This window comes from Nonomuraea sp. C10 (genome assembly GCF_008017515.1).
Classification (GTDB): Bacteria; Actinomycetota; Actinomycetes; order Streptosporangiales; family Streptosporangiaceae; genus Nonomuraea; species Nonomuraea ferruginea.
The window spans coordinates 6671865-6698408 of sequence record NZ_VPFF01000001.1 but is presented as its reverse complement, the minus strand read 5'-3'; the positions used below and the strand labels follow the sequence as shown (position 1 = coordinate 6698408).

General features: G+C 72.2%; 20 protein-coding genes. 16 read left to right on the top strand and 4 right to left on the bottom strand.

What is annotated here, in order from left to right; genetic code table 11:
* Positions 1-19 precede the first annotated feature (19 nt).
* Positions 20-616, top strand: a complete 597-nt coding sequence (locus FR742_RS30690) for a lipoprotein (RefSeq protein ID WP_148034165.1) — start codon at positions 20-22, stop codon at positions 614-616.
* Positions 600-1136 (top strand): OmpA family protein, encoded by a 537-nt coding sequence (locus tag FR742_RS30685; RefSeq protein WP_148034164.1) that lies wholly within the window; start codon positions 600-602, stop codon positions 1134-1136. The genes FR742_RS30690 and FR742_RS30685 overlap by 17 nt, the downstream gene beginning before the upstream one ends.
* Before the next feature lie 17 nt (positions 1137-1153).
* Here the strand turns inward: FR742_RS30685 and FR742_RS30680 are convergent, their stop codons facing one another.
* Entirely contained in the window at positions 1154-2236 is a 1083-nt protein-coding gene (locus FR742_RS30680) for a S1C family serine protease (protein ID WP_148034163.1), read from the bottom strand.
* 826 nt (positions 2237-3062) lie between these two features.
* Between FR742_RS30680 and FR742_RS30670 the strand changes: the two genes are divergently transcribed.
* Positions 3063-3908: a hypothetical protein gene (locus FR742_RS30670; RefSeq protein WP_187281375.1), complete on the top strand. Its 846-nt coding sequence runs from the start codon at positions 3063-3065 to the stop codon at positions 3906-3908.
* Between the two features lie 60 nt (positions 3909-3968).
* Positions 3969-6146, top strand: a complete 2178-nt coding sequence (locus FR742_RS30665; RefSeq protein ID WP_148034160.1) for an acyl-CoA dehydrogenase — start codon at positions 3969-3971, stop codon at positions 6144-6146.
* Positions 6147-6164: 18 nt separating this feature from the next.
* On the opposite strand, the gene FR742_RS30660 is transcribed toward FR742_RS30665, so the two are convergent.
* Entirely contained in the window at positions 6165-7979 is a 1815-nt protein-coding gene (locus tag FR742_RS30660; RefSeq protein ID WP_148034159.1) for a hypothetical protein, read from the bottom strand.
* A 109-nt stretch (positions 7980-8088) separates the two neighbouring features.
* On the opposite strand from FR742_RS30660, the gene FR742_RS30655 reads away from it, so the two are divergent.
* The 5 genes from FR742_RS30655 (at position 8089) to FR742_RS30640 (ending at position 15953) form a co-directional block, all read left to right on the top strand.
* Positions 8089-9708 (top strand): alpha-(1->3)-arabinofuranosyltransferase family protein, encoded by a 1620-nt coding sequence (locus FR742_RS30655; protein ID WP_148034158.1) that lies wholly within the window; start codon positions 8089-8091, stop codon positions 9706-9708.
* 113 nt (positions 9709-9821) lie between these two features.
* Positions 9822-9956 (top strand): hypothetical protein, encoded by a 135-nt coding sequence (locus FR742_RS46080; protein ID WP_261808826.1) that lies wholly within the window; start codon positions 9822-9824, stop codon positions 9954-9956.
* 12 nt (positions 9957-9968) lie between these two features.
* Positions 9969-10763, top strand: a complete 795-nt coding sequence (locus FR742_RS30650) for a glycosyltransferase (RefSeq protein WP_148034157.1) — start codon at positions 9969-9971, stop codon at positions 10761-10763.
* Between the two features lie 7 nt (positions 10764-10770).
* Positions 10771-11892, top strand: a complete 1122-nt coding sequence (locus FR742_RS30645; RefSeq protein ID WP_148034156.1) for a glycosyltransferase family 4 protein — start codon at positions 10771-10773, stop codon at positions 11890-11892.
* Entirely contained in the window at positions 11889-15953 is a 4065-nt protein-coding gene (locus tag FR742_RS30640) for an alpha-(1->3)-arabinofuranosyltransferase family protein (protein WP_187281374.1), read from the top strand. The genes FR742_RS30645 and FR742_RS30640 overlap by 4 nt, the downstream gene beginning before the upstream one ends.
* Here the strand turns inward: FR742_RS30640 and FR742_RS30635 are convergent.
* On the bottom strand, positions 15874-17064 hold the full coding sequence (locus FR742_RS30635; protein ID WP_187281373.1) for an acyltransferase: 1191 nt from the start codon (positions 17062-17064) through the stop codon (positions 15874-15876). The two genes, FR742_RS30640 and FR742_RS30635, sit on opposite strands and share 80 nt — an antisense overlap.
* Before the next feature lie 119 nt (positions 17065-17183).
* On the opposite strand from FR742_RS30635, the gene FR742_RS30630 reads away from it, so the two are divergent.
* Together FR742_RS30630 and FR742_RS30625 are read left to right on the top strand one after the other, a co-directional pair.
* Positions 17184-18098: a DUF3068 domain-containing protein gene (locus FR742_RS30630; RefSeq protein WP_148034153.1), complete on the top strand. Its 915-nt coding sequence runs from the start codon at positions 17184-17186 to the stop codon at positions 18096-18098.
* 168 nt (positions 18099-18266) lie between these two features.
* Positions 18267-19373 (top strand): nitronate monooxygenase family protein, encoded by a 1107-nt coding sequence (locus tag FR742_RS30625; protein WP_148034152.1) that lies wholly within the window; start codon positions 18267-18269, stop codon positions 19371-19373.
* On the opposite strand, the gene FR742_RS30620 is transcribed toward FR742_RS30625, so the two are convergent.
* Positions 19370-20179, bottom strand: a complete 810-nt coding sequence (locus FR742_RS30620; protein WP_148034151.1) for a crotonase/enoyl-CoA hydratase family protein — start codon at positions 20177-20179, stop codon at positions 19370-19372. The two genes, FR742_RS30625 and FR742_RS30620, sit on opposite strands and share 4 nt — an antisense overlap.
* Positions 20180-20303: 124 nt before the next feature.
* Between FR742_RS30620 and FR742_RS30615 the strand changes: the two genes are divergently transcribed.
* From FR742_RS30615 to FR742_RS30595, 5 genes are read left to right on the top strand one after another with little or no spacing between them, the layout of a single operon-like run.
* Positions 20304-21848, top strand: coding sequence for an acyl-CoA synthetase (locus FR742_RS30615; RefSeq protein ID WP_148034150.1), 1545 nt, complete (start codon positions 20304-20306; stop codon positions 21846-21848).
* A 16-nt stretch (positions 21849-21864) separates the two neighbouring features.
* Positions 21865-22758, top strand: coding sequence for a Zn-ribbon domain-containing OB-fold protein (locus FR742_RS30610; RefSeq protein ID WP_148034149.1), 894 nt, complete (start codon positions 21865-21867; stop codon positions 22756-22758).
* On the top strand, positions 22759-23778 hold the full coding sequence (locus FR742_RS30605) for a thiolase domain-containing protein (protein ID WP_148034148.1): 1020 nt from the start codon (positions 22759-22761) through the stop codon (positions 23776-23778).
* A complete protein-coding gene (locus tag FR742_RS30600; protein ID WP_148034147.1) occupies positions 23778-24926 on the top strand; it encodes a thiolase domain-containing protein in 1149 nt (382 codons plus the stop codon). Before FR742_RS30605 ends, FR742_RS30600 begins: the two co-directional genes overlap by 1 nt.
* Complete coding sequence (locus FR742_RS30595) at positions 24926-26512, top strand: acyl-CoA synthetase (protein WP_148034146.1); 1587 nt, start codon at positions 24926-24928, stop codon at positions 26510-26512. Before FR742_RS30600 ends, FR742_RS30595 begins: the two co-directional genes overlap by 1 nt.
* Positions 26513-26544: the final 32 nt, after the last annotated feature.

The following is a 26544-nucleotide window of genomic DNA, read 5'->3' as shown; positions in this document are numbered from 1 at the left end:
AACCCCCGAAAGGTGAACCATGCGCAAGACGTTCGTGCTGGCGGTGGCGGTCGTGGCGCTGACCGGCTGCGGCATGCTTCCCCCCACGACGGGCGGCGGCGGCCAGGAGAAGCAGGGCGGGACCCAGGCCGCCCAGACCGAGAACGCGCCGCCCGAGACCACCGCGCCCCCCGCCGAGCAGCAGACCGCCCCGCCGCAGGGGGACAAGGTCATCGCCAGCCGCGAGACCAAGGCCGAGGGCACCGACGGGGCGACCAAGGTCAGGGTGGAGATCACCGGGCTGCTGCGCCAGGGCAAGACCGCGACGCTCAACTGGACCATCACCGGTCTGGAAGGCAGTTTCAACGTGCACAACGGTATGGGCGGCGGCGTCTTCGACTACTCCGTGTCCGGCGTCAGCCTGATCGACCCGGTCAACGCCAAGCGCTACCGCGTGGCCCGCAACGGCACCGACGACAAGGCCGAGTGCGTCTGCTCGGGCACCCAGGGCGAGTTCCTGGAGAAGGACGAGAGCGCCAGCCTGTACGCGGTCTTCGCCGCGCCGCCGGCCGACGTCACCAAGGTCAACATCGAGATGCCGCAGATCGGCGTGTTCACCGATGTTCCGATCTCTTAGTCTCGCCCTCGCCCTGACGCTGGCCTCCCCGACCCCTCCGCCGGAGTCGGCGATCGGCGTGGTGGAGGACCTGGTGCTGCCCGTCGAGGACATCATCGGCGAGGTCGAGTCGCTCGACGGCAGCGAGAGCGAGTCCCAGCGGGGCGACCAGGTGACGGTGGCGCTCACCAGTGACGTGCTGTTCGCGCTCGACAAGTGGCGGCTCACCGCCAAGGCCAGGCAGCGGCTCAAGGAGGTCGCCGAGCAGATCAACACCGAGGGCGCGGGCGGCCAGGTGAGGGTCGAGGGCCACACCGACGACCAGGGCGCCGACGCCTACAACGACACCCTCTCCCAGCGCCGGGCGGACGCCGTCAAGCAGGTCATGGCGGGCCTGCTGACGCTCCCCGGCGTGACCCTCCAGGCCCAGGGCTTCGGCGAGACCCGCCCCAAGCTGCCCAACACGGCCGAGGGCAAGCCCCTGCCGAAGAACCGAGCCAAGAACCGCCGCGTCGACATCGTCTACACGATCAAGCAGTGAGCGCGGCGGCCTGCGGCTCACCCGGCCTGGAGTTCGGTCAGGGTGACGGTGACCTTCTGACTGGCGCCGTTGCGTACGAACTCGATCTCGACCTTGTCGCCCGGTTTGTACTCCGTGAGGGTTTCGGTGAGGTCGGCGATGGTGGGGGTCTGCTTGCCGGCGACCGAGACGATGATGTCGCCCTCGCGGATGCCGGCCTTGGCGCCGCCGCCGTTCGGCTGGACCGAGCGGACGGCGACACCGGCGGGCTGGCCGTCTTCGCCGATCACCGTCGAGCCCGTGATGCCCAGCGCCGCCCGGTGGCTGTTGACCACGCGGCCGTGCTCGACGATCTGGGCGGCGATGTCCGTGGCGGTGTTGCTGGGGATGGCGAAGCCGATGCCCGGGGCCGCGCCGCCGCCCAGCGACGGGTTGGTGGCGGCCAGGGTCGGGATGCCGATCACCTGTCCGGCCATGTCGACCAGGGCGCCGCCGCTGTTGCCGGGGTTGATCGCGGCCGAGGTCTGGATGGCGCTGGCGATCGTCGCGCCGGGCGAGCCTTCGCCCTGCGGCTCGCTGACCGTGCGTCCCGTCGCGGAGACGATGCCGTTGGTGACGCTGCCCGACAGGCCCAGCGGGTTGCCCATGGCGAGCACGAGCTGGCCGACCCTGAGCCTGGACGAGTCGGCGAACGTGGCCGGGCGCAGGCCCCGCGCGTCGTCCACCTTGATCACCGCGAGGTCGCCGGCGGGGAAGGACTCGACCAGCTTCGCGCTGCGGGAGCCGCCGCCGGTGGCGAGCGTGACCTCCATGGTGGTGGCCTCGCCGATGACGTGCGCGTTGGTGACGATGTGGCCCTTGTCGTCGTACACGACTCCGGAACCGAGGCCGGCCTTCGTGTTGATCTGCACGATCGACGGCAGGACCTGGGCGATGACGCGCTCGTACGTCTGCTCCAGCGGCAGCGCTTCGGCGGTGGGGCTGGGCGAGGGGGTGGTCGCCGTGGCGGTGGCGGTGGCGGTGGGTGAGGCGGTCGGCGAGGCCGTGCCGCGGACTCCGGGCGCGCCGGCGCAACCGGTGACCAGGACGGCGGCGGCCAGCCCTCCAGCGATCTTGCGCATGCCCGGTACTCTGCCCAGCTCGGACGGAAAGATACGCAGGTCAGGGGTGTGGGTTGCGCGACGTCTCCTGATGGATACGGTACGTGACTTCGTTCTGGTGCGGGCATAGCGGAAATGTCGCCCGTCCAGGTGACGTAGCCTTCAAGCCATGGCGGACGTCGGCGATCAGAACAACGGCAACGATGCTCCCACCGCTCCCTTTCGCAAGATCGTCCCGCCTGCGGAGGAAACCATCGCCTTCCGCCGGGACCGTCCCTCAGGAGCCTCACCTCGTCCGGGCCAGGGGGAGGTGACCCCTGAGCCTCCCAAGCCGGCGGCATCGGGCGGCCCTTCCCGGCCTTCTGGTGCGAAGTCGGGCGGTGCTTCCAAGCCTGGGAGTTCCGGCGGTTCCGCGCCGTCCGGGCCGAATCCGATCGAGACGTCCGGCCCTCAGACCGGGAGAGCACCCGGTAAAGGGGCTCCGCAGTCTGCGGGCCCCCAGAGGCCCGGAGGTGAGCGTCCCGCCGGTCGTCCAGGTCAGCCGGGCCCCGCCGGACCTGGGGCCGGTCCCGCTAGACCCGCAAGCGGCTCGGCTGCGCCGTCCGGGCAGGCCGGTGCTGGAAAGGCTGGTCCTCCGGCTCGGAAGGCCAGGTCTCTGGCCGAGTTGGTCGGGCAGCCCGGGTCGGCAGGGAAGGCTGGGTCTCCGGCTGGTCCGGCTGGGCAGCCTGGTGCTTCGGCTGGTTCTGTCGGGCAGGCTGGGGTGGCTGGGCCGGCCGGTGGTTCGGCTGGGCCGGCTGGGTCTTCGGCTGGGCAGGGTGTGGGGCCGCGGCGGGCTGGGGTGGGGCCCGTGCGGGTGGGGGCGGGGCCGGTGGGGCCTGGGGGTGCGCCGTTCGGGGAGGCTGAGCCGTTGCCGGTGACGGCGGGGCCGCCTCCGTTGAAGGGTGGGCTGGTCAGCCGGATCGGGGACATCCCGATCAAGGTCGTTTACCTGCTCGGCGCCATCGTCGCCACGGTGGCCGCCGTCCTCCTGGTGTTCGTGATCTTCTCCGGCGACGTGCCGACCCAGCCGGAGAACGAGGACGTCGTCCAGGTCGCCCCGGTGCCCTCGACGTCGGCCGAGGCCTCGGTGACCCCGACCCCCACCGAGACGCCGCTGCCGGCGGTGCCCGCGAAGATGGCGTTCGCCGACCTGCCGGGCAGGGCCACCGCCGCCACCGGCACCGTGACCGACAGCAGGACCGGCATCAGCTACCCCAAGCTGGGCAAGCCCTGGCAGGCCAGGTCGTTCTCGCCGTTCGCGCACGCGCAGCGGGTGGGCAAGGCCGGGGTGCCGCAGACGGTGATCGCGTCGGCGATGCTGCCCGGCGACAACCCGGAGACCAAGCCCAGGTCGGACGCCGACTACCGGGCCATCGCGGCCAGGGCGGCCCGCTGGACGCTGGGTTCCCAGTATCCGGAGGGCGCCACCCTCGCCTGGACCGGCTCGCTGAAGGTGTCCGGGGGCAAGGGCTGGACGCTCGCCTTCCGGGTGACCTACACCGACGGCGGCAAGCAGCGCACCGGGCACGCCCTGGTGTCCGTCGTGGAGGTGGGCCAGACCAAGCCCGCCATGCTGATGGCCTCGATCCCGGAGAGCGGCAGGGCGTACTGGAGAGATCTGAACACCCTGGCGGAGAAAGTTCGCCCCCTCTAGGCCAGAAGCGTGCTCTAGAATATGATTCTGGCATCTACGGAACCGCCTGGAGGATGAGCTATGGCGATCGGGTTGAGCGAGGAGCACGAGGCGCTCCACGAGTCGGTGAGCGGCTGGGCGGAGCGCAGCATCCCCACCGACACGCTCCGCTCTGCCGGCGACGAGCGGCCCGCCTTCTGGCCGGGCCTGGCAGAGCAGGGCCTCCTAGGCCTCCACCTGCCCGAGGAGTCGGGCGGCTCCGGCTACGGGCTGCTTGAGGCCGCTGTCGCCGTCGAGGCGCTGGCCGAGCGGATGGCGCCCGGCCCCTACGTGCCGACCGTGCTGGCCAGCGCGGTGATCCACGCCTCGAAGCACCACGAGCTGCTGCCCGGCCTGGCCGACGGCACCCGCACCGGCGCGCTGGCCCTCACCGGGTCGCTGACCGGCACGCGGGCGGGCGACGGCTCCCTGACCGTGTCCGGCGCCGCGGAGCCGGTGCTCGGCGGCGCGATGGCCGACGTGCTGGTGCTTCCCGTCGCCACCGGCGACGGCGAGCTGTGGGTGGCGGTCGACGCCACCGCCGCCACCGTCACCTCGCTCAAGTCGCTCGACCTCACCAGGTCCGTGGCGAAGGTCGAGCTGGACGGCGTCACCGTGCCCGCCGACCGGGTGCTCGACGGGGTGGAGAGCGCCGACGTGCGCAACATCGCCGCCGTCCTGCTCGGCGCCGAGGCCGCCGGCGTCGCGTCCTGGTGCGTGACCGCCGCCGCCGAGTACGCGAAGGTACGCGTGCAGTTCGGCCGCCCGATCGGCCAGTTCCAGGGCATCAAGCACAAGCTGTCGCGCATGCTGGTCGCGCTGGAGCAGGCCCGCGCCACCGTCTGGGACGCCACCCGCGCCGCGGGCCAGGAGCTCGACTACGCGGCCGCGATCGCCGGCGTCATGGCCCCCGACGCGGCCGTGCAGTGCGCCAAGGACGCCATCCAGACCTTCGGCGGCATCGGCTACACCTTCGAGCACGACGCCCACCTCTACTACCGGCGCGCGCTCACCCTGCGCGCGCTGCTCGGCGGCTCCGCCGGCTGGGCCGCCCGCGTCACCGAGCTGGCCCTGCGCGGCGTCACCCGCGAGATGGAGCTCGACCTGCCGGAGGACGCCGAGCCGCTGCGCGAGGCCCTGCGCGCCGAGATCGCGGAGATCGCCCGGCTGGAGGGCAAGGAGCAGAAGCGGGCGCTGGCCGAGCGCGGCTTCGTCATGCCGCACCTGCCCGCGCCGTGGGGGCGCGGCGCGAGCCCGCTGGAGCAGGTGCTCATCGCCCAGGAGCTGAAGGCCGCCAAGGTCAGGCTCCCCGCGCTGATCATCGGCGCCTGGGTGGTGCCGTCCGTCGCCGTCTACGGCACGCCCGAGCAGCAGGAGCGGTTCCTGCCCAAGACGCTCAGCGGCGAGATGATGTGGTGCCAGCTCTTCTCCGAGCCCGGCGCCGGCTCCGACCTGGCCTCGCTGCAGATGAAGGCGGAGAAGGTCGAAGGCGGCTGGCGGCTCAACGGCCAGAAGATCTGGACATCCGTCGCGCACGTCGCCGAATGGGGCATCTGCATCGCCCGTAACTCCAGCGAGGGCTCCAAACACGAGGGCATCACGTACTTCCTCGTCGACATGAAGTCGCCCGGCGTCACCGTGCGCCCGCTCACCGAGATGACCGGCGAGAACCTGTTCAACGAGGTCTTCCTGGACGACGTGTTCGTCTCCGACGACCTGGTGGTCGGCGAGGTCGGCGACGGCTGGAAGGTGGCCAGGAACACGCTCTCGAACGAGCGCGTCTCGCTCTCCTCCGGCTCTGGCGGCACCGGCGCGTCCGTGCCCGACCTGCTCGGGCTCGTCAAGCGGCTCGGCCGGGACCTCACGCCGGTCGAGGCGGACGCTCTCGCGCACGTCATCTGCGAGGGCCACTCGATCAACGCGCTGTCGCTGCGGGTGACGCTCAAGCAGCTCGCCGGCAACGAGCCGGGCGCCGACGCCTCGGTGCGCAAGCTGCTGTCGACCTCGCACGCCCAGCACGTCTCCGAGACCGCGGTGAGCCTGATCGGCGCGCAGGCCACGGCGGCGGCCGACATGAAGCTCGGCGACCCCGGCTACTGGAACCGCGCCGTGCTCGCGACCCGGGCGATGACCATCTACGGCGGCACCACCGAGGTGCAGCTCAACATCATCGGCGAGCGCATGCTCGGCCTGCCCAGGGACCCCGAACCGGGCAAGTGACCCGCGCGCCCGATCCCCTCACGGCAGCACCGGCCGTGCGGGGATCGGCGTGCCGTGCTCGGCGGGCACCGGCTGCCCCGCCTTGATCTCGCCGACGCACGCGGGCGCGCCGACCGTCCTGAGAGCCAGCTCGCCGCCCTCGCCGTGCACGGTCGCGTACGTCGCGCCGAGGTCGCGCCCCGCCCTGACCTCGGCCTGCCCGCCGCCCAGCCGCACGACGAGCGTGGTCTCGGCCGAGTTCAGGTACGTGACCAGCACGGTCCACTCCCCGGCCGGCAGCCTCTCGGGCAGCGGGAAGACGGCCTCCTCGGCGCCCACGGGCGTGCAGGAGGCGCCGCCCGGCACGGTGACCCCCTTGACGTCCACCGGGTTGAGCCGTCCTCGCGGGTCGAAGACGAGCGGGGCGCGCACCGGCCCCGACAGCCGTTCCGTCCAGTTCACCCGGCCGGGCGCGAGCGGGCCGAGGACCTTGGAGACGCGGGCGTACTGGAAGAAGAAGGCCGGGTCGGCCACCTTGACCGGCACGAAGGTGTCCAGCACGACCGAGTCCTGGGGGACGCGGGCCAGCGCGAGCTCGGCCGTCACCACGTAGCTCTCGACGTTGCGGCCGAGGGGCAGTGCGGTGAAGGCCGTCACCGACCAGACCGAGCCCGCCGCGCACACCGCGGCCAGCGGCGCCCACGCCCACCGCCACCGCGGCGGCGGGCGCAGCCACGGGCGCTCCTCGCCCGCCACGGGGATGAAGGCCAGGCCGATCACGATGGCGGCCACCATCGAGGTGGACGCGATGTACCGCAGCTCGAACCCGCTCAGGTCGGCCCCCAGCGCCTCCACCCGCCCCAGCATGACCGGGACGACGTCGGCCAGCAGGAAGTAACCGAGCAGCATCAGCCAGGCCAGCCAGGCCCGCCGCCGGTAGCGCAGCGACACGATCACCACGGCCGCGCCCACCACGAGCGAGGCCCAGATCAGCGGCGCCGGGGTGGCGGCGAGCGCGTAGTCCTCGCCGATCGGCCACCACCGCCACGGGCCGCCCAGCGAGGTGGGCACGAGCGAGCCCGAGAACATCCGCCACGTGGCCTCCACGGCCAGCCCCGCGTCCGGCAGGGAAGGCCGCACCGTGTCGTTCGTGAGCTGCACGGAGGTGAACATCTGGTGGAAGAAGACCACCGAGTACGCCGCGAGCACCCCGCCGTAGAACAGCCACACGCGCGTCATCCGGTCCCGCGCCAGCCAGCCCAGGGTCAGCACGAAGGCCATCACCAGGATGAACGGCGACTTGACGTAGAACGCCATCGCGAACAGCGTCCAGCCCACGGCGGCCACCGCGTGCCGCCGGCGGCGCGTGCGGGTGTAGAGGACGTGTGACGCGAGCGCCATGGGCACCGCCACCTGGAAGGGCAGCGCCCCCAGCACCACGGACCACCATGACAGCGAGGGGATCGTCATCGGGGTCAGCAGGAAGAACCCCAGCGGCACCAGGATCGCCGACCGCGACCCGAACAGCACCGTCAGCAGCCGCAGCAGCGCCAGCCCCGCCGCGGCCAGCAGGCACATCGTGACGCCGTGGGCCAGCGCGTCGTTGTAGCCGCCGAGCCGTCCCATCAGCCACTGGATCGCGAACGGGCCGGGAGCCATGTGCCCGTAGTCCACCCGCATCAGGTAGTCCCAGGTCAGGCTCTGTTCCAGGCCCCTGGCGATGAACATGAAGTCGTCCTGGCGGAAGTACGTGCGGCGGACCAGCTCGAACTTCCACACCAGCTGGGCGGCCACCATCAGCAAGCCCGCGGCGAGCACCACGTCGCCGCGCACCGCCTGGCCGGCCCTCGCCACCCCGTCGTCCTTCCTGCCCGCGATCCCCCACGCGACAGCATGCCGGAAAGGTCCCTCAACTGGCGACATGCCGGGAAAAGCAGTCATAGAGGTGTGATGTCATAGCTGGATGCCACACCAGGCCAGAGCCGCCCTGGCCGGCGCCGCCCTCGGCCTCACCCTCGGAGCCCTCGCCCTCGGTCCCGCTCTGGGCTGGGGGTTCGTGCTGCTGCAGGACATGGTGTTCGTCCCCGACCCGGCGTTCTCCCTCTTCACCTTCGGCCTGGCGGGCGGCGCGCCCCGGGTGGTGCCCAGCGACGCGGTGGTCACCCTCCTGTCCCAGCTCCTGCCGGGGGAGCTGGTGCAGAAGCTCGTCCTGCTGTCGATCTTCGTGCTGGGCGCCTCGGGCGTCGCCGTCCTCGTCCCTTCCCCCGGACCGGCCCCCCGGCTGGCGGCGGCGGCCTTCTACGTCTGGAACCCGTTCGTGGCCGAGCGCCTCCTGATCGGGCAGTGGGCGCTCCTCCTGGGGTACGCGGGGCTGCCCTGGGTGGTCCACGCGCTCGACCGGGGTCGGCGCCTGGCCGTCTCCGTCCTGCCGGCGGCGACGGGCGGCTTCGCGGCGATGCTGGTCACCGTCGTCACCGCCCTCCCCGTGGCCGCCTCGTCCGGCCGCCGGTGGGGGAGGGTGCTCCAGGTGGGGCTGGTGCTGGGCGCCTTCTGCCTGCCGTGGCTGGTGCCGGCGGTGCTGCGGCCCGACGGTCTCGAAGGGGACCCGGTGGGGGTGGAGGCGTTCGCCTCGCGGGCCGACACGCCGTTCGGGACGGTGGGGAGCCTGCTGTCGCTAGGCGGGATCTGGAACGCGAACGCCGTGCCCGCCGGGTACGACGGGATCGTCGGGGCGGTGGCGCGGCTGGTGCTCGTGGTCGCGGGGATCGCCGGGTTCTGGTGGCTGGGCCGCCGGTTGCCGTACCGGAACGGGCTCGTGGTGGCCGCCGTCATCGGGTTCGCCGTCGCGTCCGCGGGGGTCACCGAGGCCGGGCGGTCCGTGCTGAAATGGCTGGTCGGGGTGTGGGGCGGGTTCGCGGTGTTCCGGGACGCGCAGCAGTACGTGGCGCCGGTCGCGTTGCTGGCGGCCGTGGGGCTCGGGCTGCTGGCGGCGGCCGTCGTACGGGAGAGCCCGGCCGGGGCGAGCGGGTCCGCGGCGCCGGGCGGACAGTCGGCGACGGCGGGTGGGCGGCCTGGACGGTGGCTGGTCGCCGTGCTGGTCGTGGTGCCGGTGGCCGTGCTGCCGACGATGGCGTGGGGGGCTCTGGGGGCGCTGGACGCCGTCTCGTATCCACGGTCGTGGTACGAGGCGAGGGACACGCTGCGTGACGACCCGGCTCCCGGTGACGTGCTGGTGCTGCCCTTCGAGTCGTACCGGAGATTCGACTGGAACGGGCACAGGGCGGTGCTGGATCCGGCGCAGCGGTTCTTCGCGGTGCCGGGGCGGCGGGTGGTGACCAACGACGTGGTGCGGGTGGGCGAGCTGGTCGTCGGAAGCGAGGACCCCCGGGCCGCGGAGGTAGAACGCGTACTAGAAGGCGGTTCACCTGACCTCGCCCGACTGGGGTTCCGGTACGTGATTGTTGATGCGGGGACGGTTGAGGAGAAGAACCGGTTCGCCGGCTGGCTCGGTGACGCCGAGGTGCCGGTCAACTCTGCGGAGCTGCGTCTGTACAGGTTGGAGCCGCCGCTTACGACCCGATAAGGTACCTCATCAGGGGTTTTGTAAAATTTGGGTCTAGCTACTAGCGAGTAGCAGTAATTGGTTCTAGGTTTGTCCACATACCCCGGACCCCTGCCGCACCAGGAGGAACCCCCGTGATCAAGATCCTGTTAGCAGCGATCATCGGCGTAGCCGTGGCCGCACTAGTGACGACGATCACCACGGTCTCCCTGACCGGTTCCACCGCCACGCCTGTCAACCAGCCGCTCTACAACTACGGCACGCGGTAACAGAGCGCCGCCATGCCGCCCTCCTCCTCAGGGAACTCGGGGGCGAGCCGGCGACCACTGCTTGAGATCGTCGTTCCCGCGCACAACGAGGAACGACGGCTTCCCGGGGGGCTCCTGCAGCTGTGCGCGAAGCTTGCCCGCATGCCGTTCCCGACCGCGGTCATCGTCGTCGACAACAACAGCACGGACGGCACCGCCGAGATCGTCCGCACCTGGCCCGAGGGCGAGGTCCCGGTCCGGCTGGTGAGCTGCCCGGTGCCCGGCAAGGGAGCCGCGGTCCGTGCGGGGCTGATCGAGACCCGTGCCCCCTTCGTGGGCTTCTGCGATGCCGACATGGCCACCGACCTGGCCGCCGTCGACGTCGCCTTCGGCCTGCTCCTGTCCGGGGAGCGGGTGGTGATCGGCTCGCGGGCGCACGCGTACTCGAGTGTCGAGAACCGGCACAGCCGGATCCGCGAGATCGGCGCCGTCGGCTTCCGCGCGCTGGCCAGGGCGCTGGTGCACGGGGTGAGCGACACCCAGTGCGGGTTCAAGTTCTTCGACGGCCCGCTCGCCCGCGAGGTGGCCGCCGAGCTGCGCACGCCCGGGTTCGCGTTCGACGTGGAGCTGCTGGCGCGCTGCGCCGGCCGCGGCTCGCGGGTGCTGGAGATCCCGGTCCGCTGGCACGACATGCCAGGCTCCAGGTTCTCCCCGGCCCGGCACAGCTTCGGCATCATGCTGGAGCTGGGCAGGATCTGGCTGAGGCTGCGCGCCACACCGCCCGCGCCCGTCTGGGAACCCCCGCTCGACCCCGTCGGATATCCGTGAACGACCCATGAACGTCGCCGTCGTCAACTGGCGCGACCCCTGGCACCCCGCCTCCGGCGGCGCCGAGACCTACGCCTGGGAGCTGGCGTGCCGGATGGCCCGCGCGGGCCACGCGGTCTCGTTCGTCACCGCGCGGGCGCCCGGCCAGTCGCGGGCGGAGACCCGCGACGGCGTACGGGTGCGCCGGATGGGCGGGGTGTTCACCGTCTACCCGCTGGTGCTGCTCTGGCTGCTGGTCCGGCGCACCAGGTTCGACGCGGTGCTCGACTGCCAGAACGGCATCCCGTTCTTCACGCCGTGGGTGCTGCCGCGCCGTACCCGGATCCTGTGCGTCGTGCACCACGTGCACGACCGGCAGTTCGGCCTGCACCTGCCGTGGTGGCTGGCCGCGGTGGGGCGGTTCCTGGAGGGGCCGGTGTCGCGCTGGACCTACCGGCGGCACACCGGCGTGGCCGTGTCGCCGTCCACCGTGCGCGCCATGCGGGAGCGGCTGCGCTGGATCGGCCCGATCCACCTGGTGCACAACGGGGTGAGCACGGGCCCGCCCGAGAACGACGTCCCCAAGAGCCCGGTGCCGCGCGTCGTCTGCGTCGGCAGGCTCGTCGCGCACAAGCGCGTCGGCCTGCTGCTGGACGCGGTGGCGGAGCTGCGGGAGCAGCGGCCTGACCTGGTCGTCGACGTCGTCGGCCGCGGCCCGGAGGAGGCCGCGCTGCGCGCGCGGCTCCCCGGGGGCGTCACGCTCCACGGCTACCTGCCGGAGGAGGAGAAGGCGCGCCTGATCGCCGCCGCCTGGGTGCACGTCACCGCCTCGCAGGGCGAGGGCTGGGGGCTGTGCGTGGTGGAGGCCGCCGCGCTCGGCGTGCCGACCGTCGCCTTCGACGTGGAAGGGCTCCGGGACGCGGTACGGGACGGCGAGACGGGCTGGCTGGTGCCCGAGGGCGGCACACCGGTCGCTGACCTGGCCAAAGGCCTCGGCGCGGCGCTGGACGAGGTCGCGGACGAGCTGACTGACCGGGGTCCGGACACCTATAACATGAAATGTCGGAAATGGGCTGGACGGTTCTCCTGGGACGCCAGCGCCGACCGCCTCATGGCGTTGATCACCGGTGCGGACGTGGAGGAGCGGTGACCGAGAAGGCCCGGCACCGCTTCTGGCTGGTGTTGTGCTGTGCCGGCTTCGCGATCCTGGCGTTCACCACCAAGCCCGGCCACCTCATCCCCGACACCAAGCTCGACCTGGCGCTGAACCCGCTCGGCTGGCTGGAGCGCGCCACCCACCTGTGGGATCTGCAACATTTCGGCCAGCTCCAGAACCAGGCGGCCGGCTACCTGTTCCCGATGGGCCCCTTCTTCGCCCTCGGCGAGCTGGCCGGCGTCGAGCCGTGGATCACCCAGCGGCTCTGGCTGACGCTGCTGTTCTGTGTCGCGTTCCTGGGCGCCGAGCGGCTGGCCGCCAAGCTCGGCGTCGGCACGCCGGGCACCAGGATCGCGGGCGCGCTGGCGTACGCGCTGGCCCCGCGCGCGCTGTCGATCGTCGGCGAGATCTCGATCGAGTGGCTGCCCGCCGCGATGCTGCCGTGGATCCTGATCCCGCTGCTCACCGCCGCCGAGACGGGGCAGCGGGCCAGGGCGGCGGTCCGGTCGGGACTGGCCGTGGCGCTGTGCGGCGGGGTGAACGCCGTCGCCGTGCTGGCCGTGCTGGTCGCCCCCGTCGTCTACATCCTCACCCGGCCGCGCCCGGTGCCGCGCTGGCGGATGCTCGGCTGGTGGACGGCCGCCGTCGCGGTGGCCACCCTCTTCTGGTCGCTGCCGCTGCTGCTGGTGGGCCGGTACGCGTTCTCGTTCCTGCCCTACACCGAGACCTCGGCGGCGACCACGCAGGTCACGTCGCTGACGAACGTGCTGCGCGGCGCCTCCGACTGGGTGCGCTTCCTGCCGCTCAGCGGCGTGTTCGAGCAGCCGCCCGGGTACGCGATCGCGACCTCAGGCGCGATGGTGGCGGTCACCGGCGTCATCGCCGCGCTCGGCCTGGCCGGGCTGGCCCGCCGCGACCTGCCCGCCAGGGGCTTCCTCATCGCGCTCTTCCTGGTGGGGACGGCGGCGGTGACGGCCGGGCACATCAGCGCGCTGGAGCCCGCCGTGGCCGAGCCGATCCGGTGGCTGCTGGACGGCCCGCTCGCGCCGCTGCGCAACCTGCGCAAGTTCGACCCGCTCATCCGGCTCGCGCTCGCGTTCGGGCTGGCCCACCTGCTGGCGAGCGTGCTCGGCCGGGCCAGGCTGCCGCTGCGGGCGGTGGCGGCGGGCGCGTTCGCCGCGCTGGTCCTGCCGGTCTTCAACCAGGGCCTGGCGTACCCCGGGGTCTTCCAGCAGGTGCCGGACCACTGGCGGCAGGCCGCCGCCTGGCTCGACGAGAACGCCGGTGACGAGGGCGTGCTGGTCGTGCCCGGCGCCTCGTTCGGCGAGTACGTGTGGGGCCGGCCGATGGACGAGCCGCTCCAGCCCCTGTCCAGCGTCCGGTGGACGGCACGTCAGATCACCCCGCCGGGCTCGGTGGGGCTGAGCAGGCTGCTGGACGCCGTCGACCAGCGGCTGACGTCCGGCCACGGCTCGGCCGGGCTGACCGAGGTGCTGCGCCGCATGGGCGTCCGCTACGTGCTCGCCAGGAACGACCTGCTCAGGGAGCAGCTCGCGGGCGCCTGGCCGGCCAGGATCCACGAGGCGATGAGCGAGTCGCCCGGCGTCACCAAGGTGCGCTCGTTCGGCGAGCCGGTCGGCGACGTGTTCGGCGACGACGCCGTCGACTCGCTCGACGCCGCCTTCCCCGCGCTCGACCTGTACGAGGTGTCGGAGCCGTCGGACCTGGTCACCGTGCGGCCGGCGGCGGACGCGCTGCGGGTGCGCGGCGGCCCCGACTCGCTGCTCAGCATGGGCGACCTCGGCCTGCTCGGCGACGGGCCGGTCCTGGTGAACGACGACGCGGCCGGGGTCGAGGCGCCGGCCGTGGTGAGCGACGCGCTGCGGCTGCGCGAGCGGCACTTCGGCGAGCTGCGCTCCAACATCAGCCCGACACTCACCGAGGACCGGCGGGCGGACTTCAGCGGCGTGCTGGCCCTGGACCTGATGGAGAAGGGCTGGCTGGAGAACACCGCCACCGCCGAGTACGACGGCATCGCCGGCGTCTCGGCCTCCTCCTCGGCCGCCGACGCCGGCGCGCCCGCCGGGACCAGCGACCCCTCGCGCGGCCCCTGGTCGGCGATGGACGGCGACGTGCGCACCGGCTGGGAGACCGACGGCGCGCGCACGCCCGAGGGCGAGTGGCTCCAGGTCGACCTGCCCGCGCGCCGGGAGGTCTCCCGCGTCCGTGCGATGTTCGCCGCCGAGCTCCTGCTCGGCCAGACGGTGGACCGGGTGGCGGTCGAGACCGAGGCGGGCCGCCGGGAGCAGGACGTCGAGCAGACCACGGACCCGCAGTGGCTGACCCTGCCCGAGGGGCCGACCTCGTGGATCCGGGTCACGATCCTGTCCGTCCGGCCCGGTGACTGGACCTACGGGCAGCGCGCCGGGATCGTCGAGCTCAGCGTGCCCGGGGTGACCCCCGGCAGGACGATCCGGCTGCCCGGCTCCGGCGGCGACGTGTTCGTCATGGACCGCGGCCTGGACGCCCGGCCCGGGTGCGTGCGCAGTTTGAACCGGTGGGTGTGCAATCCCGCGCGGCTCGCGCGTACCGGGGAGGAGAGCACCGGCCTGGACCGCACGTTCACCGCGGACGCGGAGCGGGCCGTCACCGTGCGCGGGTCGGCCGTGCTGCGCGACAGCGCGCTCGTCGACCGGTTCACCCGGGTCAGCGGCGGCGTGACGCGGGTGTCGGGAACCTCGCAGCTCAGCGAGGACGCGGTGGTCTCGCCCCGGTCGGCGTTCGACGGCGACCTGACCACCACCTGGGTCCCGGCCGACGGCGACCGCGAGCCCGCGCTGACCGTCGCCTGGAAGGGCAAGAAGAAGATCTCCCGCATCCAGGTCGGCAGGCCGGGCAGCGACACCCAGTCGCTCGACGTGGTGGTCACCGGCGACGGCGGCGTCTCCCGTGGCGGCCGGGTGGACGAGCGGGGCCACGTCAGCTTCGACCCGATCACCACCACCCAGCTCAAGATCCGCTTCTACCCGCTCACGCAGCGGGTGCAGGTCACCGAGCTGGCCATCCCGGGGGTGGCCAAGGCGAGCACCCCCGGCGACATCCCGCTCCGGCTCGACTGCGGCACCGGCCCGCGGATCGAGGTGAACGGCCAGGTCGTCGAGACCCGCGTCGCAGGCAGCCACCGCGACCTGCTGGAGCAGCGGCCGGTGCGGATCACCGGGTGCGAGAAGGCGGAGCTGCTGGCGGGCGACAACCGGGTCAAGGTGGCCGGTTGGGAGCCGTTCCAGGTGGAGAACCTGGTCGTGGGCGCCCTGCCGGAGACGCCGCGCCAGGTGGAGGCCGCCGCGGTGCCGGGCACCTGGACGCAGTCCGCGCGCGAGGTGCACGTGAGCGCGCCCGACGACGCCTTCCTGGTGGTCGGCGAGAACTTCAACGCCGGCTGGCGGGCCAAGATCGGCGACCGGACGCTCCGGCCGGTCCGGATCGACGGCTGGAAGCAGGCCTGGGAGCTGCCCGCCGGCACGTCGGGTGTCGTGCGGATGGAGTACACGCCGGACCGGCCCTACTGGTTCGCGCTCGCCGCCGGGCTGGGCGGGATCGCGCTGCTGGCGCTGCTCTCCCTGATACCGCTCGGGCCGCGCCCCGAGCACGTGCGCGCGACCGCGCCGGCCGCCCTCTCGCGGCTGTCGAGCTGGCGGGCGCCGTACGCGGCGGTGGCGGGGCTGGCGTTCGGCTACTGGATCGCGGGCACGCCCGGCATGCTCGCCCTGGTCGCCGCCGGGGCACTGGCGCTGTGGCTGGACGGCCGCACGCGGGGCGCGTACTGGCTGCCGGCCGGACTGTTCTGCGCGGCGGCGGGCGCCCAGGCCGTCGCGCTCACGCTGCGCTCGTACGGGATCGAGGCCGGGATGCTGATGGACCACGTGCCGCAGCTCGTCGCGTGCGCGGCCATGGGCGCGCTGTTCGGGCGGCTCGTCACGCGGCGGGAGCCACCGGCTGCGGAGCCGGAGCTTCCGGTGGCCGAGCAGGTGCTGACCGGCGCCGGCCGAGCGTGAGGGCGACATGTTCGATCAGGTGATAGCTCGCGATGCTGAGCAGCAGCGACACGATGAACGACACCACGGCCAGGCTGGTGAAGTCGCCGGTGAACGGCGGGTCGCCGGTGATCTGCCGGTGCAGCGTGATGACCGGCGCGTGCCACAGGAAGAAGCTGTAGGAGATGCGGCCCAGGTAGGCGGCGACCGGGTTGCCGAGCAGCCGGTGGCGCAGCGAGCCGGGGTCGGGCGCGAGCGCGAACGGCGCCACCAGCAGAACGGCCACGGCCGCCTCCAGGGTCATCCTGACCATGGACTCCCCGAGGGTCGGCAGGGTGAGCGTGCGCGGCCCGGCCAGCGGCGTCGACAGCACCGCGTACAGCAGGAAGGCGAGCACCAGCAGCTGGGGGGCGAGCGAGCCGATCACCCGGCTGCCGCCGAGCCAGACCGACAGCACCGCCATCGCCATGCCGCAGGCGAAGAACACCAGGTGGTACGGGAGCCAGAGCGCGAGATCCGGCACCTCCAGGACCCGTGCGGCCACCACGGTGGCCACCGAGACCACCGGCAGCACCGCGATGCCCCAGAGCAGCCGCGCCGGCACGTTGCCGCCCCGGGCCGCCCACCGGTGCAGCGCCCAGCCGAGCAGCGGCAGCACCAGGTAGAAGGCCATCTCGATGGGCAGCGTCCACATCTGGTAGAGGCCCTCGGCGCTGTGCAGGCCGGGGACGTAGTTCTGCAGCAGGAGCAGCCAGACCACCCAGCCGGTCCAGTCGAGCGGCGTCCAAGCCCACAGCGCCAGCGAGGCGACCAGCCAGTAGACCGGCAGCACACGCAGCGCCCGCCGCCACAGGTAGAGCCCGGCGGCGGGGCGCGGTGCGCCCTCGATGGCGGCCTTGGCCCACGGCCGGTAGAGCAGCAGGCCCGACAGCAGGAAGAACACCGGCACGGCCATCCCGAGGCGGGACAGCAGCCAGGCGTACATGCCCTCGCCGTACATCACGCCGGTGTTGCTGGCCACGTGCAGCAGCCACACGCCGAGCGCGGCCAGGGCGCGGATGCCGTCGAGAGCGGCGTCTCTCTTCAGTGCTCTCACCCCCGGGGTCTCGTCGGCGAAACCACGATAGAACATGTTTCTATCGATTTGGTTGCGGCTCGTGGTCGGCGGGTGACGCCGATCACGCACTGTCATACTTTGATCCAGGTCATACAATCCCGACGACAACACGTTCTAATTTTGCGGAGGTCTCGATGGGTCGTATTTCAACGCTCGTCCTCATCGGGCTCGGCGCGTTTTTCATCGCGCTCGCCCCGCTCCTGAAATTCTGGGCGGCGGACCAGCTGATCTCCGCGCCGGCGAACCAGTTCGGCATCTCCACCCTGGAGGCGAAGGGCGCCCAGTACTTCTCCCGCCAGGATCTCAAGGTGCTGAACGCCGACCTCGAGATCATCGTCACCACCCGTGGTGACGTGAAGGACGCCACCGGCGACCGGGTCGTCTGGGACGAGGCCACGGTGGTCAACGACGTGACCAACAACCGCAGGTCAGTGGACATCTCCGACCGGCGCAGCGCCTTCAACAAGTACACCGGCGAGGCCGTGAACTGCTGCGGCGTGAACATCGCCAAGGCCCCGGTCACGCTGGAGGGCCAGATCTACAAGTGGCCGTTCGACGTGGAGAAGAAGACGTACAAGGTCTTCAACTCCACCGCCAAGCAGGCCTTCGACGCGACGTTCGTGCGCGAGGAGAAGGTCAACGGCCTCGACACGTACGTGTTCGAGCAGCTGGTGCCGGCCACCAAGACCTCCACGCAGACGATCCCCGCCAACATCGTCGGCATCACCGACGTGACCGGTGACGTGCAGATCGACCGCTGGTACGACGGCAAGACCACCTACTGGATCGAGCCCGTCACCGGCTCCCCGGTCAAGCAGGAGGTCCAGCGGCACGAGGTGCTGAAGACGCAGGACGGCGTGGAGCGCGCCGCGGCCTTCGTCGCCACCGCCCAGATGACGGAGGAGACGGTGAACGGCCTGGTGAGCAACGCCCAGGACGGCAAGAGCCAGATCAACCTGCTGCGCAACACCATCCCGCTCGTCCTGCTCGTCGTGGGCGTCGCGCTGATCCTCGCCGGCGTGGTGCTCGGCCGCCGCCGCACCGCCTGATCCTTTTCCGACCCCGGGGCCCGCCGCGTGCGGGCCCCTTTTACTTTTTCCGGGACCGTTACAACGAAATTGAAACGTGTTCCAATAAAAAGTTACTCGCCGGTACAAGCGAAACATCTAGCAGTAGAACGTGTTGCAGTTCGGTCTTCCCGGTCGTATCGTCGGGACATGCGGACCCGTGTGACGGACATGTTCGGAATCGACCTCCCGATCTTCGCGTTCAGCCACTGCCGCGACGTGGTGGCCGCCGTCAGCAAGGCAGGCGGAATGGGCGTGCTCGGCGCCCTCTACTTCACCCCCGAAGAGCTCGAACGGGAGCTCGCCTGGATCGACGACCACGTGGACGGCAAGCCGTACGGGGTGGACGTCGTCATGCCGGCCTCCTACGAGGGCGCCGAGTTCCCGGCGGAGGAGCTCGTCGGCCGCCTGCAGGGGATGATCCCCGAGGGGCACCGGCGGTTCGTCGAGAACCTGCTGTCCAGTCACGGCGTGCCGCCGCTGTCGCAGGACGCCGACGCCGGCCGGGTGCTGCTCGGCTGGACGGACGCCACCGCCCGCCCGCAGGTGGAGGTCGCGCTCAGGCACCCGATCGCGCTGCTGGCCAACGCCCTCGGCCCGCCGCCCGCCGACGTGGTGGAGCAGGCGCACGCCCACGGCGTCAAGGTCGCCGCCCTCGCCTCCACCCCGCGCCACGCGCTCAAGCAGGTCGAGGTGGGCGTGGACGTGGTCGTGGCGCAGGGCACCGAGGCGGGCGGCCACACCGGCGAGATCTCCACGATGGTGCTCATCCCGCAGGTCGTGGACGCCGTGGACGTGCCGGTGCTGGCGGCGGGCGGCATCGGCAACGGCCGCCAGATGGCCGCGGGCATGGCGCTGGGCGCGGAGGGCGTCTGGACCGGCTCGCTCTGGCTGACCGTCGAGGAGGCGGACACCCCCGAGATGGCCAGGCGGCGCATCCTCGCCGCCACCTCCCGCGACACGGTCCGCTCCCGCAGCTGGACGGGCAAGCCCGCCCGGCTGCTCAAGAACGAGTGGACCGACGCCTGGGAGGCGCAGGAGTCGCCGGGCACGCTGCCGATGCCGCTGCAGTTCATGCTGGTCTCGGACGCGCTGCGGCGCATCGGCCGCTCCGACGCCGCCGAGCTGGCGACCTTCCCCGCGGGCCAGATCATCGGCATCACCAACCAGGTCCGCTCGACCAAGGACGTGGTCTACTCCCTGGTCGAGGAGTTCGCCGAAGCCCTCGAACGCCTCGGCCGCATCACCCGCGACTAACGGCCCTGATAGGTCGGGGGGCGCTTCTCGCGGAAGGCGCGGGTGCCCTCCTTGGCGTCCTCCGACCCGATCACCGGCCAGCCCAGCTCGTCCGACACCTTGAGCGCCTCCTCCTCCGCGAGGCCCTGGGTGTCGCGGTAGGTGCGCAGGATCGCCTGGACGGCCAGCGGCCCGGCCGCCGCCACGCTCGCGGCCAGCTCGCGGGCGGCGTCCAGCGCCTCGCCGTCGGGGACGACCCGGTTGACCAGGCCCATCGCCAGCGCCTCGGCGGCGGTGACGGAACGGCCCGTGAGGAGGAGGTCCATCGCGTGGCAGTACGGGATCTGGCGCGGCAGGCGGACCGCGCTGCCGCCCATCGGGAAGAGCGCGCGCCTGGCCTCGAACAGGCCGAGGGTGGCCGACTCCGCCACCACCCGCAGGTCGGTGCCGACGAGCAGCTCGGTGCCGCCCGCCACCGCGTAGCCCTCGACGGCGCTGATGACCGGCTTGGCGGGCAGGTCCTCGCGGAGCAGGCCCTTCCAGTGGTAGTTGGCGATCTTCTCGCCACGCGCCACGACCTCGGGGTCCGACGGGGGAGCGGACATCGCCTTGAGGTCGGCGCCGGAGCAGAACGTGCCCTCCGCGCCCGTCAGGATCGCCACCCTGACGTCCGGCTCGGCCGACACGTAGGCCCAGGCGCTCGCCATGCCGATGAGCATGTCGGAGGAGAGCGCGTTGCGGGCCTCGGGGCGGTTCATGGTGACGATCACCACGTGGTGGTCACGTTCCACGCGGCAGTGGGGGGTGCTGATCGGCAGAAGCTCCACTCACTCCTCCTGAAATCAAGCGCTTGCTCACACCATAGCCGCGGGTTACGCTGCCCGAAAGAAATGAGAACCTGTTCTTATTTCGCCGGTTCGGGGGCCTCGTACGACCTGGTGAGGAGTACCGATGGGCACGCTCGGTTTCTGGCGGCTGGCGCAGGCGGACCCCGGCTGGATCGCGGCCGTGGACCCCGACGGCACCGAGCACCGGGCCGGTGACCTCCTCGCCCGCGCGAACCGCCTCACCCACGGGCTGCGCGCGCTCGGCCTGCGGACCGGCGACGGCCTCTGCGGGCTGGTGCCCAACGACTCCGACGGGCTCGTGCTCTACCTGGCGGCCCTCCAGGCAGGCTGGTACTACACGCCGATCAACTGGCACCTGACCGGGCCGGAGATCGCGTACATCCTGGCCGACAGCGAGGCCAAGGCGTTCGTCACCCACCCTCGGTACGCGGCAGAGGCGACGCGGGCGGCGGAGGCCGTCGCTCCCGAGCGGCGCTTCGCCGTGGCGGACCTGCCCGGGTTCCGGCCGCTGGACGAGCTGACCGAAGGGCAGCCGGAGACCATGCCCGCCGACCGCACGGCCGGCGCCACCATGCACTACACCTCCGGCACCACCGGCAGGCCCAAGGGCGTGCGCCGCCCGCTGACCGGCCTGGACCCCGACGACGGGGCGGAGCTGATGACGTTCCTGCTCGGCCTGTTCGGCGTCACCCCCGGGCGGCCCAACGCCCACCTGGTCACCTCGCCCAGCTACCACACCGCCGTCAGCCAGTTCGGCGGCACCGCCCTGCACATGGGTCACACGCTCGTCTACATGGACCGGTGGGACGCCGAGGAGATGCTCAGGCTCTGCGAGCGCCACCGGGTCACCAGCTCCCACCTGGTGCCCACCCACTTCAAGCGCCTGCTCGCCCTCCCCGAAGAGGTGCGGGGGAAGTACGACCTGTCCTCGCTGAAGTGGATGATCCACGCCGCCGCCCCCTGTCCCGTACCGGTGAAGCAGGACATGCTCCGGTGGTGGGGCGACGTCGTGTACGAGTACTACGCGGCCACCGAGGGCGGCGGCACCCTGGCCACGCCCGGCGACTGGAAGGCGCACCCCGGCACGGTCGGCAACGCCTGGCCCATCACCGAGCTGCTCATCGCCGACGACTCGGGCGAGCCGGTGCCCGCCGGCACCCCCGGCACGATCTACATGAAGATGATGGGCGCCTCCTTCGAGTACAAGGGCGACCCGGCCAAGACCGAGGCGAACCGGCTCAAGGACTTCTTCACCGTCGGCGACATCGGCTACCTGGACGAGGACGGCTTCCTGTTCCTGTGCGACCGCAAGGCCGACATGATCATCTCCGGCGGCGCGAACATCTACCCGGCCGAGATCGAGAACGAGATCATGGTCCACCCGAAGGTCGCCGACGTGGCGGTGTTCGGCATCCCCGACGAGGAGTGGGGCGAGCAGATCAAGGCCGTCGTCGAGCCCGCGCCCGGCGCGGCGCCGGGCCCGGAGCTGGCCGCGGAGATCCTCGCCTCGCTGGAGGGCCGCCTGGCCAGGATGAAGTGGCCGAGAACCGTCGACTTCATCGACGAGATGCCCCGAGAGCCCAACGGCAAGCTGCTCAAACGCAAGCTGCGCGCCCCGTACTGGGAGGGCCGCGACCGAGCCATCTGACCACCCGGGAGGGTGCATGTCCGATCCGCTGACCGCGGAGCACGTGCTGGAGTTCCCCGGCGGCTACACCCGCTCGACGGGACCGGTGATCGGCCGGTTCCTGACCGAGCTGCGCGCCGGACGGATCGTCGGGGTGCGCACCGCCGACGGACGGGTGCTCGTCCCCGCGCTGGAGTACGACCCCGCCACCGGCGACGCGGTGACCGGCGAGTACGTCGAGGTCGGCCCGGCCGGGACCGTCACCGCGTCCGCCTGGGTGGCCGAGCCGCGCCCCGGGCACCCGCTGGACCGGCCCTTCGCCTGGGCCATGATCAAGCTGGACGGCGCCGACACCGCGCTCGTGCACGCCGTCGACGCGGGCAACCCCAAGGCGGTCACGCCCGGCACCCGGGTGTGGCCGGTGTGGCGCGGCGAACGCTCGGGCCACATCACCGATCTCGCCTGCTTCGCCCCCGAGGTCACCAGGATCGTCTCGCCGGTCCGCGTCCCGTACACGCTCCAGGCCGGCGGCGCCCTCCGCGTCTTCCTGGAGGGGATCAGGCGCGGCGTCTTCGTCGGCGGGAGGTGCGCGAGCTGCGGGAAGGTGTACGTGCCCTACCGGCTGTCGTGCCCCGAGTGCGGGATCGCGATCGGCGAGCAGGTCGAGCTGCCCGACACCGGCACGGTGACCACGTTCGCGATCAACAACCTGCCCGACCCGCGCGCCCCCGAGGTGCCCTTCGTCTCCGCGTACGTGCTCCTCGACCGGTCCGACGTGCCCGTGATCGCGCTCGTCGGCGGCGTCCCCGCGCACGAGGTGCGACAGGGCATGCGGGTCAGGGCCGAGTGGGTGCCCGAGAGCGAGCGGACCGCGTCCATGGCGAACATCCGGTGGTTCGCGCCCACCGGCGAACCCGATGTGGAGCTGTGAATGAGACAGGTCGCGATCGTCGCCTTCGCGCAGACCCGGCACACCGCCCACGACACCGGGCTGTCCGAGCCCGAGCTGATCCTGCCCGTGATCGAGGAGGTCAAGGCGCTGACCGGGCAGAAACGGTTCGGCTTCACCTGCTCGGGCAGCTGCGACTACCTGGCGGGGGCGCCGTTCTCGTTCGTCTCCGCGCTGGACGCGGTCGGCGCCTGGCCGCCGATCTCGGAGAGCCACGTGGAGATGGACGGCGCCTGGGCCCTGTACGAGGCGTGGGTGCGGCTCCAGCACGGCGACGTGGACACCGCCCTGGTGTACGGGTTCGGCAAGTCCAGCCAGGGCGACCTGCGGGCCATCATGACCTTGCAACTCGACCCGTACTATCTGGCGCCGCTCGGCCTGGACCAGCTCTCGTACGCGGCGCTGCAGGCGTCGGCGCTCGGCGCCGGACGGGCCGAGCTGGACGCGATCGCGCGCCGCAGCCGCGCCGACGGCAGGCGCAACCCATACGCGCTGGACCTGCCGGAAGAGCTGCCCGACGGGTACGCGGTCGAGCCGCTGAAGGCGTCGGACGTCGCGCCGATCACCGACGGCGCGGCGGCCGTGGTGCTCGCCGCCGGGGACCGGGCCCGCGAGCTGTGCGCCACCCCCGCCTGGATCACCGGCATCGCGCACCGCATCGAGCCCCACTACCTCGGCCTGCGCGACCTCAGCCGGTCGTCCTCGGCGGCCGACGCGGGCCGCGCGGCGGGCGTCGGCAAGGGACCGGTCGACGTGGCCGAGCTGCACGCCCAGTTCGCGCACGAGGAACCGATCCTGCGCCGGGCGCTCGAACTGCCCGACGACACCGTGATCAACCCGTCCGGCGGCCCGCTGGCCGCGAACCCCGTCATGGCCGCCGGGCTGATCCGCCTCGGCGAGGCGGCCCGCCGCATCCACGACGGATCCGCCCGCCGCACCGTCGGCCACGCGGCGAGCGGCCCCTGCCTGCAGCACAACCTCGTCACCGTACTGGAGGCCTGATGGCTGAGCGCTGCGCCGTGATCGGCGTCGGGCAGACGCGCTACACGACCAAGCGCAGGGACGTGTCGATCGCCGGGCTGGTGCGCGAGGCGGCGCTGCGGGCGCTGGAGGATGCCGGGCTGACGTTCAAGGACATCGACGCCGTCGTCATCGGCAAGGCGCCTGACCTGTTCGAAGGCGTCATGATGCCCGAGGCGTACCTCGCCGACGCGCTCGGCGCCGCGGGCAAGCCGATGCTGCGCGTGCACACCGCGGGCAGCGTCGGCGGCTCCACCGCGCTCGTCGGCGCGGGCCTGATCCAGTCCGGCGTGCACGAACGGGTGCTGGTCGTCGGCTTCGAGAAGCAGTCGGAGTCCAACGCCACCTGGGCGCTCTCCACCCACCTGCCGTTCAGCTCGTCGCTGGTGGTCGGCGCGGGCGGCTACTTCGCCCCGCACATCAGGGAGTACATGCGCAGGAGCGGCGCCCCCGGCCACGTCGGCGCGCTCGTGGCCGTCAAGGACCGGCTCAACGCGCTCAAGAACCCGTACGCCCACCTGCGCATCCCCGGCATCGACCGGGCGATGGTCGAGTCCACGCCCATGCTGTGGGAGCCGATCCGCTACCTGGAGTCGTGCCCGTCCAGCGACGGCGCCTGCGCGATCGTGCTCTCGTCCGAACGGGCCGCCGCCGGCATCCCGGCCTGGGTGCACGGCACCGCCATGCGCTCCGAGCCGCTCTCCAGGGCCGGCCGCGACACCGTGAGCCCGCAGGCCGGCAAGGACTGCGCCGCCGACGTCTACCGGCAGGCCGGCGTCACCGACCCGCGCCGCCAGATCGACGTGGCCGAGGTGTACGTGCCGTTCTCCTGGTACGAGCCGATGTGGCTGGAGAACCTCGGCTTCGCCGCCGAGGGCGAGGGCTGGAAGGTCACCGAGTCCGGCGCCACCGCGCTCGACGGGGACATCCCGTGGAACCCCTCCGGCGGCGTGCTGTCCAGCAACCCCATCGGGGCGTCCGGGCTGATCAGGTTCGCCGAGGCCGCGCTGCAGGTGCGCGGCATGGCCGGAGAGCACCAGGTCGACGGGGCACGCCTGGCGCTCGGGCACGCGTACGGGGGAGGAGCGCAGTTCTTCGCCATGTGGATCGTCGGACGGGAGAAGCCGTGATGGAGTTCAACCACGCTGACTTGTTCGAAGGGGTGGCCGACGCGATCGGGGACCGCACGGCGGTGGTCTGCGGGCCGGACCGCCGCACCTACGCCGAGCTGGACGCCGAGGCCAACCGGCTCGCCCACCACCTCCAGGACCGCGGCATCGGGCCCGGCGACCACGTGGGGATCCACCTCTGCAACGACATCGAGTACGTGGCCGGCCTCCTGGCCACCCTGAAGCTCCGCGCCGTCCCGGTCAACGTCAACTACCGGTACGTCGAGGCCGAGCTGCTCTACCTCTACCGCGACTCCGACATCCGGGCCCTGCTGTACGACGTCGAGTTCGAGCCCCGCGTGGCCGCCGTCGCCGGCCAGGCGCCCCGGCTGGGCCATCTCATCGCGGTCAACGGCCCGCCCGGCATCCCCGGCGCGATCTCGTACGAGGAAGCCCTGCGGAGCGGCGACCCGGGGCGCGGCTTCGGGCCGCGGTCCGGGCAGGACGTCTACATCATCTACACCGGCGGCACCACCGGCATGCCCAAGGGCGCGATGTGGCACGTCGAGGACCTGTTCATGGCCTTCGGCGGCGGCAACCCGACCGGCGAGCCGCGCGCCACCCCGCAGGAGGTGGTCGACGAGGCCGTCAAGGCGAGCCCGATCGCGATGATGGCCGCCGCGCCGCTCATGCACGGCGCCGCCCAGATGGGCACCTTCATCGCCTTCTGGATGGGCGCGACCATGGTGTACGTGCGCACGTTCGACCCCGACGAGGTGTGGCGGGCCGTCGAGCGGGAGAAGGTGCTCACGATGAACATCACCGGCGACGCCATGGCCAGGCCGCTCGCCGAGGCGCTGGAGCGGGGCTCCTACGACGTGTCGTCGCTGTTCGTGCTCAGCTCGACCGGCGCGATCCTGAGCGGCACCGTACGCGACCGGCTCCAGGAGCTCCTGCCCAACGTGCTGATCCGCGACAACTTCGGCTCCACCGAGGCCGGCTACACCGCCGACGGGATCGACGGGGCCACCCCCGAGACGGGCCTGCGCTACCGGCCCAACCCGCACGCCAGGCTGGTTGTGCTCGACGACCGGCTGCACCCCGTCAGGCCCGGCTCCGGCGACCTGGGCACCGTCGCCAAGGCCGGCCGCATCGCGTTCGGCTACTACAACGACCCGGACAAGACCGCCCGCACCTTCGTCACCACCGAGGACGGCACCCGCTGGCTGCTCACCGGCGACCTGGCCACCGTCGAGGAGGACGGCACCATCACCGTGTACGGGCGCGGCTCGCAGTGCGTCAACACCGGCGGCGAGAAGGTGTTCCCCGAAGAGGTGGAGGCCGTGCTCAAGGGGCACCCGGCCGTGTTCGACGCGGTCGTCACCGGGGTGCCGGACGAGCGGTGGGGCAACCGGGTGGCCGCCGTGGTCGAGCCGCGTCCCGGCGCCGCCGTCACCGCCGAGGAGCTCGACGCCCACTGCCGGAAGCAGTTATCGGGCTACAAGGTGCCGCGCTCGTACGCGTTCGTGCCGCGCATGGAGCGCTCGCCGTCGGGCAAGGCCGACTACCGGTGGGCCAGGGACACGGTGCTGGCCGCACAATCTTGACCAGCGCAGGGCCGGCGCGGGCCCTGTGCTGG